Raw genomic sequence first — 16,464 nt, 5'->3', positions numbered from 1 at the left:
ATATCCACTATTACAACAATGAGCGTATTAAGCTGAAACTAAAAGGCCTGAGTCCGATACAGTATCGAAATCAGGCCTTGGCAACCGCTTAGCAAAGAGTCCAACTTTATGGGGTCACTTCAATGAAGCTCGGTTTTGTATCTAAGCGAAGGTTATTGCTTGTCTTGCAAACGACGCGCTTTGAAATCAGACTCAGCTTTCCATTTTGGCCAGTTACCGTTATTAGCAAGTTTGGCTGCAATATCAACGATCAGTTCGATATCTTGCTTAACACCACCCATAGACCATTGGGGTGAATAGTCGTCAGCTTCTTTGTGATATTTATGGGCTATATAATCAGGATCAGTATCACCTAAGCTCATAAATAATAAACTTGGCACGCCTTGTTTAGCCAGTGAGAAGTGATCAGAGCGGAAGAACAATCCATTTTGAGGACGAGGGTCCATTTTTACATGACGCCCTTGAGCTTTAGCTGCATCTGCAAGGTAGTCTTCCATTTCAGACATGCCTTTGCCGTACTGCAATATGTAGTCAACGCCATCTAGCACGTTCATACCGTCAATATTAAGCAACGCGACCATTTGTTTGGTTGGTACAATTTCGCCAGTAGCGAATTGCTCAGAACCAATAAGCCCAGTTTCTTCAGCCGTAAAGTTGGCAAAGATAATAGAGCGTTTAAATGGCTTTTTCTTATGCATTTCAGTAAGAATACGGGCTATTTCAACAGTTGCTGCGGTACCAGAAGCATTATCAACAGCACCATTGTAGATTTTCACACCATCATCAGTTTGCTTCGTACCAAAGTGATCCCAGTGCGCACCAATTACTATGTACTCATCTGGAGTTTCGCTGCCTTTAAGCGTTGCCACAACGTTATGTGATTGTGCTTGAGAGATATCACTTTTTAGAGTCAGCGCTGCTTTTGCTTTTAAGTCGACAGGTTTGAAATCGGCTTTTAATGCATTTGCTTTCTCTGTTTGATAATCAAGCCCCGCTTGAGCAAAGATCTCATTTGCAGCTTGCTCATCAATCCAACCCATTACAGGGATGTCAGAAGCATTTTTATCTTGGTCAATTAAAGTGTATTTACTACCCGTGTTCGAGCTTTCTACTACACTCCAAGGATAAGCAGCAGGGGCTGTTTCGTGAACGATAAATACCGCTTTTGCGCCTTGGCGTGCACCTTCTTCATATTTGTAAGTCCAACGACCGTAGTAGGTCATGGCATTTCCAGTGAAAACTGATTCGTCTTGGGTGGCAAAACCTGGATCATTAACAAGCACGATAATTGTTTTGTCTTTTACATCAATATCGGCAAAGTCATTCCAGTTGTATTCAGGTGCATTAATGCCATAGCCAAGAAACACAACATCAGAGCCATCAATGTTGATCTCAGGGTTAATCTGTTGAGTACGAGCGGTAAAATCACTGCCAGCGTTAAAGCTTAAATCGCCCACTTTTAGGGTCATGTTTTGATCTGGAGTGAGTTTTGCCATGGTAACTGGCTGTAAAAATTCGCCATTAAAACTGCCAGTTAATCCGATTTTTTTATATTCATCTGCTAAGTAGTTAATGGTGAGTGTTTCGCCTTCGGTTAAAGGACCGCGACCTAAGAATTCATCTGAGGCGAGGGTTTTAATATGTGAGCGTACATCCTCAATATTAACGGCTTCAAGGTTTTTTTCGCTTGGCTCATCAGCGCTTGATGTTGATTGCTCGGAGCAACCGAATAAACCAATGGCAAGCGCTAAACTTGCGTATTTTAAGTGAGTTGTCATAGTTTTTCTGGTTGATTGCACAGAGTTCCACTATATGGGACGAGAAGGGGGCTGTCTAGGAAGAGTCTATAAGTAACTAATTATTCAGGATGAAAGGATAATAATGCACCTTTCATCCTGTCAATTTTACCACCACGCTTTATCAACTGCGTTATCTTGAATTTTAAATACTTCACCAACAAGTGGGGTACTTAGCGATACGTGCTCCTGTTGTGCTTTTTTGGTGACACGCTTGAGGGGGTCATACCAAGCATGAAATGCTAAATCGAAAGTACCATTATGCACTGGCACCATGATATCACCTTGTAAATCGAGGTGAGCTTGTACAGATTGCTCTGGTGTCATGTGAATATCAGCCCAATCTTTGTCATAAGCACCGGTTTCTATAAAAGTAATATCAAACGGCCCATAACGATTACCAATTTCTTTAAAGCCAGCAAAATATCCCGAGTCACCGCTAAAATAAAAGCGCTTGTCATTTACTTTAATAGCCCATGAACCCCAAAGGGTTTTATTGCCGTCTGTTAAACCTCGACCAGAGAAGTGCTGGGTTGGTGTAAATACAATTTGGCTATTTGCCATATTTTGCTCTTGCCACCAATCAAAACTATGGACTTTTTGTTCATCAACGCCCCATTTTTTAAGGTCGTTTTCGACTCCCAATGGCACATAAAAAGAGGCTGTTTTATCAACAAGCTGTTTAATTGCTGCTTTATCTAAGTGATCATAATGGTTGTGCGAAATAAACACTTTAGCAATGTTTGGTAGCTCTGCAATGCTGATAGGTGTTGGCTGAAAGCGCTTGGGTCCCATGAATGAAAAAGGCGAAGCGCGTTCTGAAAATACCGGATCAAATAGCCAGTATTCACCATACACTTTCGCTAAAATAGAGGAGTGACCTAATTTCACAAAATGCACTGTGTCATTAGATAAACGCTCAAGCTGTGCATGAGAAACAGAATGCATAGGCAGTTCACCTTTTGGCTCTGCATCAATTTTCTTTTCTGTAATAAAGCGTTTGAAGATACCTAGCGTTTTCTTAAAGCTGGGTCTTTCTACCTCAGCAGTATTGTGGAACTTGCCATCTGATAATTGCGCAGAGTGGCTGTTATCACTCACGCCTTCAGCGGCTAATTGATTATTCATAATAAACACTCCTATCACGATGCATAGAGTGGCGATTGCGAGCCATTTTAGAAATTTCATATCGTCACCATAAGTAAACTACACGGTGTAGTTTTTCATGGTTTGCTATAAAAGTAAACTATCTAGTGCATTTTTTATTTTTGCGTTACACTAGTAGCCCTTATCGGAGGGGTCCATGAAATTATCACAGAGAAAACGATTAGATATTTTGAATGCAGCTGAAACATTGTTTTTTCAGCAGGGTGTTGAGCATACAAGTATGGATCAGGTTGCAAGCTTAGCGGGTGCCTCAAAGCGTACCGTATACAATCACTTTGAAAATAAAGATGTGTTGTTTCAAGCCATTCTAGTGTTTATGTTTGAAAAAGTTCGCCAAGAGCAAGCGGTTGTATTTGATGCTACTTTACCAATTGCAGAGCAGTTAACACGTATTGCCGAGCAAGAAGTGGCACTTTTGACCTCTGAAGAGTTTTTAAAAGTAGCGAAAGTCGCCTTTATGCAAATGTTACAGCAGCCCGATTTAGCAAAATCATTAGCGAGTAACAACATGGGCTGTATGCACGACCTAGTGACGTTTTTAGAAGCGGGTGTGCAAGCACAGGTTTTAGCTATTGATGATGTTGAATTTGCAGCAAAACAGTTTGTGTATCAGTTAAAGTCTCTGATCTTTTATCCGTTGCTGTATGGCTTTGAGCGCCAAGAGGGTGACTCAGATAACAAAGTAATAAGCGAAACAGTAAAAATGTTCTTAGCGCGTTATGGGCGCTGATATTTTGGAATATAAAAAAGCCCGCTTAATGCGGGCTTTTAAATAGTTGTAAAACTATTATTTTACTTCTTTACCAGCTGCTTGTTGGTCAGCATGGTAGCTTGAGCGAACAAATGGGCCACAGGCTGCATGTGTAAAGCCAATTTCGTCTGCATAGTCTTTTAATGCATCAAACTCAGCTGGCGGCACGTAGCGTTTAACAGGTAAGTGGTGCTTTGAAGGTTGTAAGTATTGGCCTACTGTTAGCATATCAACGTTATGCTCGCGTAAGTCACGTAACACTTCTTCGATTTCGCTAATTTCTTCACCTAGACCTACCATCAAGCCAGACTTCGTTTTCACATTCGGATGTGCTTCTTTAAAGCGACGTAATAGCTCAAGTGACCACTTATAGTCAGCACCTGGACGCGCTAATTTGTATAAACGCGGTGCTGTTTCTAGGTTGTGGTTAAACACATCTGGTGGTGTCTCGATTAAGATATCAAGGGCTCTGTCCATGCGACCACGGAAGTCAGGTACTAGAATTTCAATCGTGATCTCTGGGTTGTGCTTACGAATTTCACGAATACAGTCAGCGAAGTGTTGTGCACCACCATCACGTAAATCATCACGGTCTACAGAGGTGATTACAACATAGCTTAGCTTCATGTCTTTAATAGTAAGCGCTAGCTTTTCAGGCTCTGCTGCATCAGGCTTTAATGGACGACCATGAGCAACATCACAGAACGGACAACGACGAGTACAAATAGCACCTAAAATCATGAAGGTTGCTGTACCGTGATTGAAACATTCAGATAGGTTAGGGCACGAAGCCTCTTCACAAACTGAGTGCAAACCATGTTTACGCATCGCTTGTTTAATACCATCAATACGTTCGGTTGATTTAGGTAAGCGAATTTTTAGCCACTCTGGCTTACGCAACATTTCGTTTTTTTCAGTCGGTAAAACTTTAACTGGGATCAGAGCCATTTTTTCTGCATCACGCAGTTTTACGCCTGGTTCCATTTTGACTGGTTTATTCATTCGTTTCAAACCCTTCAGTGTGCTTAACCACAGTAGCATTAAGCTTTTTAATCATGTGTTTTACAAGCCCTGCACCTGCTTGCTCGAGGTTTTGCGGACCATTAAGGTCAGTTGTTTGCACCATGTTCATGCCTGCATAGCCGCATGGGTTGATACGTAAAAACGGACTCAAGTCCATATTTACATTCAGTGCTAAACCATGGAATGAGCAGCCGCGACGAACTCGTAAGCCCAATGAGGCAACTTTACTATCGTTAACATAGACACCCGGTGCATCCGCTTTGGCGTAAGCATCAATGTTGTAGTCTTTTAACGTGTCGATAATGCACTCTTCAAGCCAAGTTACCAGCTCTCTTACACCAATGTTTAAACGACGTAAGTTGAACAGTACATACATCATTTGCTGACCTGGCCCGTGGTAGGTTACTTGACCACCACGGTCTACTTGGATCACTTCGATATCACCGGTATTTAATAAGTGCTCAGCTTTACCAGCTTGACCTTGAGTAAATACAGGCTCGTGCTCTACAAGCCAAATTTCATCGGCTGTGTGCTCATCACGGGTGTCGGTAAAAGATTGCATTTTTTGCCAAATTGGCATGTAACGCTGACGACCTAATTGACGAACGATTAATTCTCTTTCGCTCACGACTTACTCCGTAATCAGCCTATAGCATGTGACGTACGTCATCGATGTTGCTGATCACGTTATAGATTTCTTCAATGTGCTCTTTACTTGTAACGGTTGCCACAAGCGTGACTGACTCGTAATTACCTTTGCTGCTTGGTTTTACCTTTGGCGCATAATCGCCTGGTGCAATTGGTTGCAGCTTTTCTAGGATCTGGTCTGTTAGATTTACGTTTGCTAAGCCCATGATTTTAAAAGTAAATGGGCAAGGGAAATCTAAATACTCATCAAACTTAGTATCTTTTACAGGTTGAACCACGACGGTGACTCCTCAAAACAGTGAGTGTGCTTAATCGAGACTTTCTCGGCCAGTTCTTGGCAGTAAGCAGACTTAAATTACGACGCACTCGACCCAGCGCGACTGATATGGGGCGCATTCTATCATTTTTCAGACAAAAAAAAACGCCTTGCAGTGCAAGGCGTTTATAAACTTTTATCTGAGATTACATGATCTGTAAACGTAAGTAATCGTAGATCTTGCTGAAGAAGCTGCCTTCTTCTACTTCTTCAAGTGTAACTAACGGATATTGAGCGATTTCTTCACCATCCAGTTGCAAGAATAAGGTGCCAACTTTACTACCTTTGGCAAGTGGAGCTTCTAGAGTTTTATCAAGCTCAAAGTTCGCTTTTAAGTTTTTACGCTGACCACGTGGGATGGTGATTGGCGTATCTTCTAAAATACCCAGTGAAACATTTTCTTTGTTACCCATCCAAATGCGTTGCTCTGCGAAGCTGTCACCTGCTTGATATGGTGTAATCGTTTCAAAGAAACGGAAACCGTAGTTTAGTAATTTTTTACTTTCAACTTTACGAGCACGCTCGCTTTCGGCGCCCATTACAACAGCGATTAAACGCATATCGTCTTTAGTTGCTGAGCTCACTAGACTATAACCCGCTTCTGACGTGTGACCGGTTTTGATACCGTCTACGTTCATGCTTTCATCCCATAATAGAGAGTTGCGGTTATATTGTTTAATACCGTTAAAAGTGAATGATTTTTTAGCGTATACTTCGTATTCATCTGGTACATCGCGAATAAGTGCAGCACCAAGAGTGGCCATATCACGTGGCGTTGTGAAGTGCTCGTTAGTATCTAATCCGTGACTGTTTACGAAATGGCTGTTTGTCATGCCTAACTTTTCAGCGTGAGCATTCATTAAATCAGCAAATGCACTTTCGCTACCAGCAATGTGTTCAGCCATTGCTACGCACGCATCATTGCCTGATTGAATAATGATACCGTGGTTAAGGTCGTCAACACTGATTTGCTTACCCACTTCGATGAACATTTTTGATGATTCAGGAAAGTTTTTTGCCCACGCTTTTTCACTCACGGTGACCATGTCAGTTGGTGAGATATTGCCGGCTTTAATTTCAGTACCGATGACGTAACTGGTCATCATCTTGGTTAGACTGGCAGGTGCCAGCTTAGTATCGGCTTCGCCTTCAGCAATGACCTTACCTGTGGTGAAATCAACCAAGAAATAACCTTTCGCATTAACTTGTGGTGGGGCAGGAATGATTTGGGCTGTTGCTGAAAATACACTCGCTGTGCAAACAAGGCCACAAACGCCACTTAAGATTTTATATTTTATAGATTTCATCGTACTCATTAATGGTTAAAGTTAAACATGTCGCGTTAACCTATTCTAAAGGTCTTACTCACTGTAAAGCAAGAACGCGTTCTGAAATTGGTTTTGTTTTAGCTTTTCTAAAACAGTTTGTGCTTCTGCGGCATCTTTTATTGGACCAAGACGTAATCGATAGATTCCATCTTTTTCAACAATGTTTGTTGGCACATGATATTGCTGACGAAGTTGAAACGCGAGCGCTTCAACATTGGCAAGAGTACTTCCCGCTGCAACCTGTATGTAACTTAAACGAGGGGCAGAATTGCTAAGGGTAATGGCTTCAACCTTAACACGCGCTGTACCTTGGCGATAATAATCTAGTTTATAGGCCGCAGAATAAGATAAATCGATGATACGGTCGTCATGGAATGGGCCGCGGTCATTAACGCGAACAATGACAGATTTACCGTTATCTAAATTAGTGACTCGTGCAAAGCTGGGTAATGGCAAAGTTTTATGCGCTGCAGTCATCGCGAACATGTTATATATTTCACCATTAGATGTATGGTAGTTATGAAATTTTCTACCGTACCATGAGGCAATCCCTTCTTCAGAGTAGCCTGTTTCATCTAACATGGGAGTGTAGCGTTTTCCACGAACTTCATAAGGGCGACTCGCACTGGCACTCTTAACTACAGCCGTTACTACTGCATCTTGCATTTCAAGTTCGGTAGGCTTTCGAAGCGGGGCTGCATCATGCTCCATAGCATAACGACCTTGCTGCGACGAGCTACAAGCAGTGAGCATTACAGAAAATAATGCAACAAATAGAAAACTAACGCGATGTGTCATTATTTTAAAAGCATCCTTTTATCTGTGGCGATAGACATAATAATGCCAAATCCTGCCATCAAGGTCACCATAGAGGTGCCGCCATAACTGATCAAGGGTAAAGGGACACCGACCACAGGCAGTAAACCTGACACCATGCCAATATTTACAAATACATAAACGAAAAACGTTAAAGTTAATGCGCCAGCAAGCAGTTTACCAAACGCATCTTGGGCATTGACCGCTATGTATAAACCACGACCAATGATGAATAAATACATGCACAGTAATAAACACACTCCAAATAAGCCAAACTCTTCGCTTAAAACAGAGAAGATAAAGTCAGTGTGTCGCTCGGGTAAAAACTCAAGTTGTGATTGCGTACCTTGCAGCCAGCCTTTTCCTTCAATTCCGCCTGAGCCAATTGCTATTTTCGATTGAATAATGTGATAACCAGAGCCAAGAGGATCACTTTCAGGGTCTAAAAATGTTAATACGCGTTGTTTTTGATAGTCGAGCATAACGTAGTGCCAAAATGGCCAAGCAGCAATGGCTACTGTAGCGGTAAAAAAGCCGATTAATCGCCAACTTAGACCTGACAAAAACAATACAAAAATACCTGAACTGGCGATCAATATTGATGTTCCTAAGTCAGGCTGCTCTTTGATTAGGATGGTAGGCACCATCACAATCGCAAAACCAATGATTAGATGGATAATGCGGGGTGGTAAATGGTTGCGTCCGATATACCATGCGACCATCATAGGTACGGCAATTTTCATTAATTCAGATGGCTGAAATCGAGTAATACCCAGATCTAGCCAACGTTGCGCACCTTTCGAGCTAACACCAAATAGCAGTACCCCGATGAGCATTAATAGGCCCACGCAATAAAGTGGAATAACCATTCTTTTTAGCGTGTTTGGCGAAAATTGCGCAAGAATAAACATGCCTAGTATCGCCCCAAACATCCGTGTGGCATGGCGGATCATCATCGCTGGGTCTTGACCACTGGCACTGTAAACAATGGTTAGGCTGCCTACCATCATGAGCATTAACGCTATCAGGAGCGGTAAATCAAGGTGAAGGCGTTGCCAGATAGAGCGTTTTTTATTTAATGGGATCATGGCGCATCACTTTGTGCAACAGGCAGAGGGTTAGCTGAAAAATAATAATCCATCAATTGACGAGCAATAGGCGCACCTACGGTACTGCCGCCACCGGTATTTTCTACAACCACAGAAACCACAATTTGTGGGTCATTATAAGGTGCAAAGCCAACATAAATTGCGTTATCGCGTTGACGCTCTTTAAGTGATTTAGCGTCATAACGTTCACCTTGGGCAATGCTAACTACTTGCGCCGTACCGGTTTTACCAGCAGGGTCATAATTGGCACCTTTAAATGCTTTATGGGCGGTGCCGGTGACTTTGTGTACTGTGTTGTGCATTGCATCAAGCGCTATTTGCCAATGGTGAGGGTTTTTTAGCACCACGGGTGGCTTTTCATCGTTGTTTATTTGAGTGACTTCATTTTCTTTTTTAGCCACTTGCACTAAGTGGGGTGGGTGATCAATCCCGCGATTAACTAAAATATTCGTCGCATTGGCTATTTGCATCGGTGTTGCGGTCCAATAACCTTGGCCAATACCCACTGAAATTGTATCACCACGCCACCACGATTCTCTAAAGCGGCCTTCTTTCCATTCTTTTGATGGCATAATCGCAGAGGTTTCTTCATGAATATCAATACCTGAAAGTTCGCCAAAACCAAATTGAGACATAAAATCACTGATTTTAGTAATGCCTAAGCGATACGCCACGTCATAAAAATAAGTATCGCATGACTCTTCAATAGCACGATAAACGTCAACATGGCCATGACCCCAACGTTTCCAGTCACGCCATTTATGTTCAACGTTTGGAATTTGAAAAAAGCCCGGATCCCACATTTGTGTTTGCTCGGTTACAAGTCCTTCCTCTAGCGCTAAAATGGCCATATGTGGTTTAACCGTAGAAGCTGGTGCGTAACGACCTTGTGTGGTTCTATTTATAAGAGGGCGATCCGGGTTCAATAACTTTTTGTAGTCGCTACTACTGATGCCATGAACAAATAAGTTTGGGTCGTAACTTGGGTTAGAGTAAAGAGCCAGTACGCCACCATCTTTTGCGTCGAGCACAACAACAGCGCCGCGCATATCTTTTAAAGCATGCTGTGCAATTTGTTGTAAGCCTATATCCAGAGTAAGTACCAAGTCATGGCCTGGCTCTGGTGGGGTCATGCTTAAAGTGCGAATGATACGACCCCTGTTGTTAACTTCTACACTTTGTGAGCCAACTACACCATGAAGTAATTGCTCATAGTATTTCTCGATACCTAGCTTACCTATATCATGTGTAGCACGGTAATTTGTTGCTTGATCATCGGCTTCTAATTTTGCCAGCTCTTTTTTATTGAGTTTGGCAACATAACCTAATGCGTGAGTTAAAGTATCACCATAAGGGTAGTAACGAGCTAGTCGTGCTTCAATACTGAAACCTGGGAATTTGTGCTGATTAACTGAAAACTTGGCAACTTCAGTTTCGTTTAATCGTGCTTTAAGGACTTGGCTCTTAAAACGGCGATTGTGTTTGATATCATCTAAAAACTCTTCTTTTTGTTGTTCACTGATATCGATAATTTGTTGAACATCTTCTAATGCTTGATCTAGGTTATCTGTTTCTTCTGGAATGACTTCAAGGTTATATACAGGTTTGTTTTCAGCAAGTAAAACGCCATTTCTGTCATAAATTAGACCCCGATTCGGGGCAATTGGAATAACCTTGATCCGATTATCATTAGAGCGTGTTTGGTAGTCTTGGTGGTCGATAACTTGAATGTTATATAAGTTTGATAATAAGACACCAATTAATAAGGTAACAAACACAAAGCCCACAAACGCACGGCGAGCAAATAAATTAGCTTCAGCCGAGTGGTCTCGAATTGTGGGTCTGTGTTTTCGCATTGACTAACTACTCGCGGTGGTATGGGTGATTATTATTTAAGCTCCAGCCACGATAAAGGCTTTCGGCAACAATAATACGCACTAAAGGATGCGGTAGTGTTAGATTTGATAAAGACCATTTTTGCTCAGAAGCTGCAATGCATTCTGGTGCAAGGCCTTCAGGACCACCAATGAGTAAGCTAACATCACGGCCATCAAGCTGCCATTTTTCCATGCTTTTAGCCAGTTGATGAGTATCCATTGGCTTACCTGTTACTTCTAAAGTAACAATGCGATTGCCTTTGGGTATTGCTGCTAAGGTTTTTTCGCCTTCAAGTTGCAAAATACGTTTTATATCCGCATTTTTTCCGCGTTTACCGGCAGGAATTTCAATAAGCTCAAGCGGCATATCACGCGGAAAACGGCGCTGATATTCTGTGAATCCGGTTTCAACCCATGCTGGCATCTTAGTACCAACGGCAATCAATTGTATCTTCAAAATGGTTTACCTATGTCCTTGCAAGGGTTAACCCCAAAGTTTCTCTAGATCATAGAAGTCGCGAGTTTGGTCTTGCATGACATGTACTACTACATCACCTAGGTCAACAAGCACCCATTCGCCTTCATTTTGACCTTCGTAACCAAGGGGTTCTTCACCAGCGTGGCGTGCTTCTTTTGCAACGTGATCAGCAATCGATTGAACATGGCGTTTAGAGTTACCAGAGCATACTAACATATAGTCGGTAATATCTGACTTTCCACGAACATCAAGTTGCACCACATCACGGGCTTTCATGTCGTCGACTTTATCAAGGGCAAATGCGAGTAGTTGTTTAGAATCCAAAGTGTTTTCTCAAAAATAAATAATCTTAATTGTTATTTTATCACGCAGGCAGCATTTATTCATCTGTTTGATAAAGATGATGCTGTGCGATGTATTGACTGACTGAAGTCGGTAAAAGTTCCGTTATTTCACTATTTGAATGCAGTTTTTTTCTGATTTCTCTTGATGCGGCATCTATTTGTAAGCCATTTAAAAAGAATAACTTACCTGCAGGTTGTTGCTTTAGTTCAGCAAGGTTATCAGTGTATGCCTGTTCCTTGTAATGAGCCAATTCACCAGCGACATTACAGGTTTGCCCCGGTCTTTGATACACGACTATGTGGCAAAGTGTGACAATTTCTTGCCATTTAAACCATTTGTCGAGGCTAATGAATGAGTCCATACCGATTAAAAAAATAATGGGCGTAGTCGGGTGCTCAGCTCTTAATTCTTGCAAGCTAAGTAATGAATAAGAGGCACCTGAACGATTAAGTTCTCTGTAATCAATCGTGAAATAAGGGATGTCTTCAATTGCAAGTTTGAGCATGTTGATACGGTGCTCATCACTGATCCCCGGTTTAGCTTTATGTGCAGGAATAGCGCAGGGCATAAAATACAGCGTATCAAGCTGACACTGTTTAACGCATTGCTCGGCCATATTGATGTGGCCTAAGTGAATTGGGTCAAATGTTCCACCAAATATAGCAATCATTATACAACTCTAATCTAAAACAGGGTGGCAAGGTAATGGCATTGCCAGTGGTTGGCAAAATACTAAGCAAAGGTGTGTTAAGGCTTGATAAGGCGCAACAAGGTTGCCTTGTTTGTAGGCAGCATCAAACTCGGCTAATTGTTTGATGATTTGCTCAAGAGTACTAATTTGCAGGCGGTTTAATGCCTGCTGTACTGTTGCTTGCTGGTTTTTCCAAATATTAAACTGCCGATATAAATCAGTCATATTGGCACCGTTTAGGCGAGCGTGTTGCATTGCAAGTAAGTTAGTGGCTTCTTTATTAATGGCCCAAAAGATACTCATTGCTTCTGTGTTATCAGTAGCGAGTTTACTCATTACTTTGACTGCTTGACCTGCATTGCCGGTTAATAAAGCATCACTCAAATCGAATATATCAAATTTTGATTGATTAAGAAGACCTTGCATTACGGCCTGCTGGTCTACTAACTCACCGCCATATAATAGAGATAATTTTTCAAGTTCTTGGTGGCATGCAAGTAAGTTACCTTCAGTGGCATCAATCAGGCTTTGTTTTGCATTATTGTGCAAGTTTAAATTTAAACGGTAACATTGCTCGTCTAGCCAACGGCTTAAATGGTTACCTGTTAGGGGATAACAAGGTACAAATAAGCCTTGCTTATCTAAAGCTTTAAACCAAGCACTGCGTTGAACATCTTGACCAGCTTTGGCACCTTTCAATACCAAAATAGTGTCTGGATTAGTAAGTTCAACAAGTTGTTTAAATATTTGGCTACCTTGAGTACCTGGTTTTTGCTCGTTTAAGTCAAATTCAATTAAGGTACGAGCGCTAAACAGTGACATACTTTGGTATTGAGCTACAATTTCTTGCCAATCAAACCCTGGCATTAGGGTGAATTTTATAACTTCGTCAAAACCTTGCTGTTTGGCGGCTTGACGAATTTGCATGACACATTGTGTAATTTGATAGGGCTCTTCACCAAACACCATGTAAAAAGGCGCAAGGCCTTTTTTCAATTGGCTAGGTAGTTGATTTGCATAACAACGCATTACAGTTGTGATAGCTCACGAACAATTCGACGACTGGCTTGCTTACGAATTTCGCTTAATAGCAGCTCAAGCTCTTTTGCTTTTGCAAGAGCATTATCTGGGTCGTCTTGATAGTTACGATACAATTCAAAGCGCTGGTTGATGGCTTTTTGTCCAGGGCGCTTAAGGGTATAGCTTACACTGTAGGCAAGTTCATACTCGGCAACCTGACCATTATCAAATAATGATAAGATTTGACGCTCTAAACGGTCTTTGTGGATCGTTAACTCTGGGTGTTTACCACCTTGGCTAAGCTCAACTTTACTCGCAATAAGCTCTTTTTCGACTAACTCGAATAATGCTGACTTTTCATCATCCCCGACCAGGGTGATCACTTTCAAGTCGTCAGGCAAGTTTGAGGCTTTCTTTAAATGAAAGCCACAACTTGTTAGCAGTAAACAGACTAGCGCAAGGGCTAGTCCGTTTTTCAGTGCTTGAAGCGCTGCCATCTTAGTTAGCAACCACGTTAAGTAGTTTGCCAGGTACGTAAATCACTTTACGGATGGTTGCGCCATCAGTGAACTTAGTTACGTTTTCTTCAGCAAATGCTAATGCTTCAACTTGCTCTTTAGTTGCATCAGCAGGCACTGTTAACTTAGCACGAAGCTTACCATTAACTTGTACGATGATTAGCTTCTCATCTTCAACAAGTGCTGATTCGTCAACTTTTGGCCATGCTGCATCTAAGATGTCGCCTTCTTTGCCAAGGTCTTGCCATAATTGATGACACATATGCGGCGTGATAGGCGCAAGCATGATAAGTAATGCTTCAAGCGCTTCGTTAGCAATTGCCACATCTTGTTTATCGGCAAGCGGTGCTTTAAGTAACTTGTTCGAGATTTCCATAATTGCAGCGATTGCAGTGTTGAATGTTTGACGACGTTCTACGTCATCAGTCACTTTTGCAATTGCTTTATGAAGTTCACGACGAAGTACTTTTTGGTCGTTATTTAATGCTGACTTATCAAGCGCTTGATAGCCTACTGTTTCTACATCAACAGCATATTTCCAAATACGTTTTAAGAAACGCATTGCACCTTCAACACCTGAATCAGACCATTCAAGGGTTTGCTCTGGTGGCGCCGTGAACATCATGAATAAACGCACTGTATCTGCACCGTACTGGGCGATAACTTGTTGTGGGTCGATACCGTTATTTTTCGATTTCGACATTTTGCTCATGCCCGCAGAGAATACCGGCTCGCCATCTTCTTTGTGCCACGCTTTAACAACACGGCCTTTGTCGTCTGTTTCAGTTTGTACGTCTGTTGGCGAAATCCAGATATCACCGCCTTTCTCATCTTTACGGTAGAAAGTATCTGCTAATACCATGCCTTGACATAGTAAGCGCTCAAATGGCTCATCTGAAGTTACTAAACCAAAGTCACGTAATAACTTGTGGAAGAAACGCGAGTAAAGTAAGTGCAAGATCGCATGCTCAATACCACCGATATATTGGTTTACTGGTAACCAGTAATTTGCAGCACCTGGCTCAATCATGCCTTCGTCAAAACGAGGGCTACAGTAACGCGCGTAGTACCATGATGATTCCATGAAGGTATCGAAAGTATCTGTTTCGTGGAATGCAGGTGCGCCATTTACCGTTGTTTTAGCCCACTCAGGGTCAGCTTTGATTGGTGAAGTTACACCATTCATTACCACGTCTTCAGGTAAGCGAACAGGTAGCATGTCTTCAGTTGCAGCAAGCTCATTACCGTTCTCGTCGCTTAACATAGGAATTGGAGAGCCCCAGTAACGCTGACGGCTAACACCCCAGTCACGTAGACGGAAGTTCACTTTACGCTCACCTACACCCAGTGCTTCTAGTTTATCTGCAACAGCATTAAACGCCGCTTCAAACTCAAGACCGTCGAACTCACCTGAGTTAATTAACACGCCTTTTTCAGTGTAAGCTTGGTTGTCTAAATCAACTGTTTCTTCAGAGTCAGCTGCTGGTGCAATAACTTGAGCAATCTCAAGGCCATATGCTGTTGCGAACTCGTAGTCACGTTGGTCGTGTGCAGGTACTGCCATTACAGCGCCTGAGCCGTAATCCATTAATACAAAGTTAGCGACCCAAATTGGTACTTGTTTACCTGTTAATGGGTGAATTGCGTAAAAACCAGTGGCAATACCTTTTTTGTCCATGGTTGCCATGTCTGCTTCAGCGATTTTCGTGTTTTTACACTCATCAACAAACATAGCTACAGCGTCGCTGTTTTTAGCTGCTTCTTGTGCAATTGGGTGACCAGCTGCAACAGCAACGTACGTCACACCCATGAAGGTATCTGGGCGCGTTGTATAAACACTGAATGTATCGTCGTTATCAGCACGCTTAAATTCGATTTCTAAACCTTCAGAGCGACCAATCCAGTTGCGCTGCATGGTTTTAACTTGCTCAGGCCAGTGATCAAGTTTATCTAAATCATCTAATAGCTCTTGTGCGTAATCAGTGATTTTGATGAACCATTGTGGAATCTCTTTTTGTTCAACAATGGCACCTGAACGCCAACCACGACCATCAATAACTTGCTCGTTGGCAAGTACTGTTTGGTCAACTGGATCCCAGTTAACTGTTGACATCTTTTTGTAAACTAAGCCTTTTTCATAAAGCTTAGTGAAGAACCACTGTTCCCATTTGTAATATTCTGGATGACATGTCGCAATTTCACGATCCCAGTCGTAACCAAAACCCAGTTGCTTTAACTGGTTGCGCATGTAATCGATGTTTTCGTATGTCCACTTAGCAGGTGCAGTGTTGTTTTTGATTGCTGCATTTTCCGCAGGTAGACCAAACGCATCCCAACCCATAGGTTGCATTACGTTTTTGCCTTGCAAGCGTTGGAAGCGTGATACTACGTCACCAATGGTGTAGTTACGAACGTGACCCATGTGGAGTCGGCCGCTTGGGTATGGGAACATAGAAAGGCAGTAATACTTTTCTTTGCTCTCATCTTCAGTGACTTTAAATACTTGGTTTTCTTCCCAGTAGGCTTGTACTTTTGACTCTATGTCTTGCGGGTTATATTGCTCTTGCATCTACGATTCCAG

At 42.1% G+C, this 16,464-nt stretch carries 17 protein-coding genes; 2 read left to right on the top strand and 15 right to left on the bottom strand.

What is annotated here, in order from left to right:
• Nucleotides 1–92 (top strand): IS3 family transposase (locus AAEU31_RS11730; protein ID WP_421966909.1); only part of this gene is annotated, 92 nt, incomplete at its 5' end.
• Nucleotides 93–152: 60 nt separating this feature from the next.
• Here AAEU31_RS11730 and AAEU31_RS11725 read toward each other — a convergent pair.
• The gene (locus tag AAEU31_RS11725; protein WP_421967287.1) at nucleotides 153–1,778 is read right to left on the bottom strand and encodes a M28 family metallopeptidase; all 1,626 of its coding nucleotides are present in this window, start codon (nucleotides 1,776–1,778) and stop codon (nucleotides 153–155) included.
• A gap of 126 nt (nucleotides 1,779–1,904) precedes the next feature.
• The gene (locus tag AAEU31_RS11720) at nucleotides 1,905–2,924 is read right to left on the bottom strand and encodes an MBL fold metallo-hydrolase (protein WP_421967283.1); all 1,020 of its coding nucleotides are present in this window, start codon (nucleotides 2,922–2,924) and stop codon (nucleotides 1,905–1,907) included.
• Nucleotides 2,925–3,099: 175 nt separating this feature from the next.
• Between AAEU31_RS11720 and AAEU31_RS11715 the strand changes: the two genes are divergently transcribed.
• Nucleotides 3,100–3,693: a TetR/AcrR family transcriptional regulator gene (locus AAEU31_RS11715; RefSeq protein WP_135924116.1), complete on the top strand. Its 594-nt coding sequence runs from the start codon at nucleotides 3,100–3,102 to the stop codon at nucleotides 3,691–3,693.
• A 57-nt stretch (nucleotides 3,694–3,750) separates the two neighbouring features.
• Here the strand turns inward: AAEU31_RS11715 and lipA are convergent, their stop codons facing one another.
• The 13 genes from lipA to leuS all read right to left on the bottom strand — a co-directional run bounded on the left by lipA (nucleotide 3,751) and on the right by leuS (nucleotide 16,452).
• A complete protein-coding gene (lipA, locus tag AAEU31_RS11710) occupies nucleotides 3,751–4,716 on the bottom strand; it encodes a lipoyl synthase (RefSeq protein ID WP_130051157.1) in 966 nt (321 codons plus the stop codon).
• The gene (lipB, locus tag AAEU31_RS11705) at nucleotides 4,709–5,365 is read right to left on the bottom strand and encodes a lipoyl(octanoyl) transferase LipB (RefSeq protein ID WP_421967282.1); all 657 of its coding nucleotides are present in this window, start codon (nucleotides 5,363–5,365) and stop codon (nucleotides 4,709–4,711) included. Before lipB ends, lipA begins: the two co-directional genes overlap by 8 nt.
• A gap of 19 nt (nucleotides 5,366–5,384) precedes the next feature.
• On the bottom strand, nucleotides 5,385–5,663 hold the full coding sequence (gene ybeD / locus AAEU31_RS11700; RefSeq protein WP_135924118.1) for a DUF493 family protein YbeD: 279 nt from the start codon (nucleotides 5,661–5,663) through the stop codon (nucleotides 5,385–5,387).
• Between the two features lie 184 nt (nucleotides 5,664–5,847).
• Nucleotides 5,848–7,008 carry a serine hydrolase gene (locus tag AAEU31_RS11695; RefSeq protein ID WP_199527570.1) on the bottom strand — a complete coding sequence of 387 codons (1,161 nt, stop codon included), beginning with the start codon at nucleotides 7,006–7,008 and terminating at the stop codon, nucleotides 5,848–5,850.
• A gap of 54 nt (nucleotides 7,009–7,062) precedes the next feature.
• A complete protein-coding gene (locus tag AAEU31_RS11690; RefSeq protein ID WP_421967281.1) occupies nucleotides 7,063–7,827 on the bottom strand; it encodes a septal ring lytic transglycosylase RlpA family protein in 765 nt (254 codons plus the stop codon).
• Entirely contained in the window at nucleotides 7,827–8,933 is a 1,107-nt protein-coding gene (rodA, locus tag AAEU31_RS11685) for a rod shape-determining protein RodA (protein ID WP_135924121.1), read from the bottom strand. Before rodA ends, AAEU31_RS11690 begins: the two co-directional genes overlap by 1 nt.
• Nucleotides 8,930–10,810: a penicillin-binding protein 2 gene (mrdA, locus tag AAEU31_RS11680; RefSeq protein WP_135924122.1), complete on the bottom strand. Its 1,881-nt coding sequence runs from the start codon at nucleotides 10,808–10,810 to the stop codon at nucleotides 8,930–8,932. The genes rodA and mrdA overlap by 4 nt, the downstream gene beginning before the upstream one ends.
• A 7-nt stretch (nucleotides 10,811–10,817) precedes the next feature.
• A complete protein-coding gene (rlmH, locus tag AAEU31_RS11675) occupies nucleotides 10,818–11,288 on the bottom strand; it encodes a 23S rRNA (pseudouridine(1915)-N(3))-methyltransferase RlmH (protein WP_036967350.1) in 471 nt (156 codons plus the stop codon).
• A 27-nt stretch (nucleotides 11,289–11,315) separates the two neighbouring features.
• Nucleotides 11,316–11,633 carry a ribosome silencing factor gene (gene rsfS / locus AAEU31_RS11670; RefSeq protein ID WP_054551669.1) on the bottom strand — a complete coding sequence of 106 codons (318 nt, stop codon included), beginning with the start codon at nucleotides 11,631–11,633 and terminating at the stop codon, nucleotides 11,316–11,318.
• A gap of 55 nt (nucleotides 11,634–11,688) precedes the next feature.
• Complete coding sequence (nadD, locus tag AAEU31_RS11665; RefSeq protein WP_135924123.1) at nucleotides 11,689–12,324, bottom strand: nicotinate-nucleotide adenylyltransferase; 636 nt, start codon at nucleotides 12,322–12,324, stop codon at nucleotides 11,689–11,691.
• 9 nt (nucleotides 12,325–12,333) lie between these two features.
• A complete protein-coding gene (gene holA / locus AAEU31_RS11660) occupies nucleotides 12,334–13,374 on the bottom strand; it encodes a DNA polymerase III subunit delta (protein ID WP_421967280.1) in 1,041 nt (346 codons plus the stop codon).
• Entirely contained in the window at nucleotides 13,374–13,862 is a 489-nt protein-coding gene (locus AAEU31_RS11655) for an LPS-assembly lipoprotein LptE (RefSeq protein ID WP_138558626.1), read from the bottom strand. The genes holA and AAEU31_RS11655 overlap by 1 nt, the downstream gene beginning before the upstream one ends.
• Before the next feature lies 1 nt (nucleotide 13,863).
• On the bottom strand, nucleotides 13,864–16,452 hold the full coding sequence (gene leuS, locus AAEU31_RS11650; RefSeq protein WP_421967279.1) for a leucine--tRNA ligase: 2,589 nt from the start codon (nucleotides 16,450–16,452) through the stop codon (nucleotides 13,864–13,866).
• Between the last annotated feature and the right edge of the window lie 12 nt (nucleotides 16,453–16,464).

Source organism: Pseudoalteromonas thalassia, assembly GCF_049257215.1.
GTDB lineage: Bacteria > Pseudomonadota > Gammaproteobacteria > Enterobacterales > Alteromonadaceae > Pseudoalteromonas > Pseudoalteromonas lipolytica_C.
The sequence above is the reverse complement of the archived record's forward strand: the minus strand, read 5'-3'. Positions and strand labels throughout refer to the sequence as shown.

What these genes read in the sequence shown, in the direction of transcription:
- AAEU31_RS11725 (WP_421967287.1), bottom strand. Translation starts at nt 1,778, where the DNA reads ATGACAACTCACTTAAAATACGCAAGTTTAGCGCTTGCCATTGGTTTA.
- AAEU31_RS11720 (WP_421967283.1), bottom strand. Translation starts at nt 2,924, where the DNA reads ATGAATAATCAATTAGCCGCTGAAGGCGTGAGTGATAACAGCCACTCT.
- AAEU31_RS11715 (WP_135924116.1), top strand. Translation starts at nt 3,100, where the DNA reads ATGAAATTATCACAGAGAAAACGATTAGATATTTTGAATGCAGCTGAA.
- lipA (WP_130051157.1), bottom strand. Translation starts at nt 4,716, where the DNA reads ATGAATAAACCAGTCAAAATGGAACCAGGCGTAAAACTGCGTGATGCA.
- AAEU31_RS11695 (WP_199527570.1), bottom strand. Translation starts at nt 7,008, where the DNA reads ATGAAATCTATAAAATATAAAATCTTAAGTGGCGTTTGTGGCCTTGTT.
- AAEU31_RS11690 (WP_421967281.1), bottom strand. Translation starts at nt 7,827, where the DNA reads ATGACACATCGCGTTAGTTTTCTATTTGTTGCATTATTTTCTGTAATG.
- rodA (WP_135924121.1), bottom strand. Translation starts at nt 8,933, where the DNA reads ATGATCCCATTAAATAAAAAACGCTCTATCTGGCAACGCCTTCACCTT.
- mrdA (WP_135924122.1), bottom strand. Translation starts at nt 10,810, where the DNA reads ATGCGAAAACACAGACCCACAATTCGAGACCACTCGGCTGAAGCTAAT.
- nadD (WP_135924123.1), bottom strand. Translation starts at nt 12,324, where the DNA reads ATGATTGCTATATTTGGTGGAACATTTGACCCAATTCACTTAGGCCAC.
- holA (WP_421967280.1), bottom strand. Translation starts at nt 13,374, where the DNA reads ATGCGTTGTTATGCAAATCAACTACCTAGCCAATTGAAAAAAGGCCTT.
- AAEU31_RS11655 (WP_138558626.1), bottom strand. Translation starts at nt 13,862, where the DNA reads ATGGCAGCGCTTCAAGCACTGAAAAACGGACTAGCCCTTGCGCTAGTC.
- leuS (WP_421967279.1), bottom strand. Translation starts at nt 16,452, where the DNA reads ATGCAAGAGCAATATAACCCGCAAGACATAGAGTCAAAAGTACAAGCC.